The organism is Streptosporangium sp. NPDC003464 (assembly GCF_053588315.1).
Genome location: NZ_JBSFPS010000505.1, coordinates 1 through 2503 on the forward strand (window position 1 = coordinate 1; position 2503 = coordinate 2503).

Below are 2503 nucleotides of genomic sequence, written 5' to 3' on the forward strand. Positions count from 1 at the left end.
GACCCCCGAGCAGACCCCCGTGAACTACCACCAGGCGAAGCGGGAGAAGATCGCCGCCGCCATCACCGCCTGGCAGGCCACTGGACCTGGTGCGGGACGTGCTGCCGTCGGCGTCGATGGGACTGTCCTTCGGCGGCCTCGCCGCCGCCCTGCTCGGCCCCGTGGGCTTCATCCTCGTCGCCCCGGCCATCGGGGCGGCCATCTTCATGGGACGGCGCTCCCTGGAGAAGGTCCAGCGCAGCCAGGCGGCGATCCGGGGGGCGCTCCGCGACCAGTTCGCGGTGGTCTCGCGGGAGATGACGCTCGACCTGGAGCGGATGGTGGCCGCCTGGCGGGTGAGCGTCGAGCAGACCGCGGACGAGAGCCTCCTGCGGCGGCGCAAGGAGCTGGAGGGCAGGCGCGCCGACCTGAAGGCCGCGTCCGCGCGTTCGGCGGCCGACCGCCGCAAGTCCCGGCAGTCCGGCGAGGACCGGATGGCCGCCATCGGCTCCCTCACCGCGCGCGGCCACGAGCTGCGCGAGGAGCTCGCGGCCGCGGTGGCGGCCCTGGGGGCCGGTACGGCGACGCCCCCGGGCGGGAGCTGACCGGTCCGCGGTTCACCCGCCGGGCGGGAGGGTGGACGGCCGGACCGCCCCTCGGCCCGCCAGGCGGGAGGGACGGCCGGACCGCCCTTCAGCCCGCCAGGCGGTGGGCGGGGGCGAGCAGGTCCGGCGGGCGCGGCACCCGCCCGCGCGTCCGGTTCCCGGAGCTCCTGCCCGGCGGCCGGGCACAGGCCAGGACGGAGCACGCCTGGCCGTCCCCCTCGGGGGCCGGCGGACGGTCACGCCCCGACGGGTCGGAGCGCGTGCGTCGGCGGTCAGAGGGGCAGGTGCACCAGGGTGGCGGGCTGGTCGCGGGCGGTCCCGGTCACGTCCGCGGGGCGGTGCAGGCAGAGCAGGCCGGTGGGGACCCGGACGACCGGCTCGAACATCCCCGGCGTGCGGTGCACCTCCCGCGCCCCGCCCGGGGTGACGTGCAGGAGCCTGCTGCGGCCGGCGTCCTGCATGGTCATCCACATCGAGTCGCCGTCGGCGACCAGCCTCGGGCGCTCCCACCGGTGCCGGGAGGTGAGATGACCGGCCAGGGTCGCCGACTGCTTGCCCATCAGGAACTCCAGCGTGTGGGAGCGCTGGTCGAAGATGCTGACCGACCAGCCCCGGGCGGGGCTCACCTGGTCGGTGCCGACCGCGTAGATCTGGCTCCCCGCCGGGAACCAGCGCAGCGCGCCGGCCGCAGGACGCGGCCTGACGAGTTTGGTCCGGCCGTCGGCGGTGTCCGCCTCAAGCCCCGCCGAGCTGGAGGTGAACCATCTGCCCCGGTGCAGGACCACCTGGTGGAGCCAGCCGCGTCCCGGCTCCCGCACCGTCGGGCGCACCACACCGCCGGGATCGACCAGACACAGCACCTGCCACGGCCGGAAATCCTGGTGCCGGCTCTGGAACATCGGCTTGTTGCTGCTGAACTGGCCGAGCACCACCGTGCAGCCCGGCGCGCCCACGGAGGGCGACGGCTCGGTGCCGCTGGGCCCCTCCTGGTCGAGCAGGCGGCGGAGCCTGTTGTCCTCGTTCACGAACCACTGGGCGTACGGGCCCAGGTCGCGGGTCGGCGGGGCCTGGAAGACGAACCCCCCGCCCAGGTCGAGCTCGACCATCGCCAGGTGCCCGGTCTCCCCCCAGGGCAGGCCCACCGAGGTGTCGACCGCGACGGCCTGCCGGGGCTGGAAGAAGACCCACGCCGTACGGCCGTGCGCGATCACCGTCGGGTTGCCCCACATCTGCAGCGGGTGGGTGGCGCGGATGGCCAGGTCGGAGCTGAGCGTGCGGACCAGCACCTGCGCCGGCCCGACCTGCTCCACCGCCACGGCGCCCGCACCCGACACGGCCCACTCCACCAGCCTGCCGAAGCCGAGCTCGCGGTCGTGGCGCCCCTCGATCCCGTCGAGCCTGCGCAGCAGGTGGCCGCTGTCGAACGCCTGGTGCACGAAGACCCGGCCGGCCTCGGCGCGCGCCTCCAGCACCCCGTCCAGCACCTTCTCGATCCCCTTGACCGTGGGGCCCTCCGTGCCGGGGGCGCCCCTCCCGCCGGGGACGGCCGCGTGGCCTCCGGTGCGCGCGCCCGGCGGCCCCCCGGCGCTGACCGGGCCCGGGGCGTTCCCGGCGCCCCCGGGCCCGGTGATCCCCGCCGGTCCCACGGCGGCACCGGGTCCGGTGAAGACCTGCTGTCCGCCGGCGGCACCCGCCGGACCCGTGAAAGCCCGGTGCCCGCCGGTCGAGCCCATCCGCCGGCCCGAGACGTCCTGCTGTCCGCCGGCGGCACCGGGTCCCGTGAAAGCCTGGTGCCCGCCGGTCGGACCCGTCTGCGACCGACAACCCCCTGAGGGGGCACATCGGGGGCACATTCAGGTGAGTTGAGGTCCGGCGGCGAAGGCGTTGTCCAGCCCGTCAGTGCCCGCTCGGACGCCTCC

General features: G+C 76.1%; 2 protein-coding genes. One reads left to right on the plus strand and one right to left on the minus strand.

The window, feature by feature from the left end:
* Window positions 1-89: 89 nt before the first annotated feature.
* Window positions 90-584, plus strand: a complete 495-nt coding sequence (locus ACWDS7_RS47855) for a hypothetical protein (RefSeq protein WP_451934730.1) — start codon at window positions 90-92, stop codon at window positions 582-584.
* A 272-nt stretch (window positions 585-856) separates the two neighbouring features.
* Here the strand turns inward: ACWDS7_RS47855 and ACWDS7_RS47860 are convergent, their stop codons facing one another.
* On the minus strand, window positions 857-2230 hold the full coding sequence (locus tag ACWDS7_RS47860; RefSeq protein WP_451934731.1) for a hypothetical protein: 1374 nt from the start codon (window positions 2228-2230) through the stop codon (window positions 857-859).
* Window positions 2231-2503: the final 273 nt, after the last annotated feature.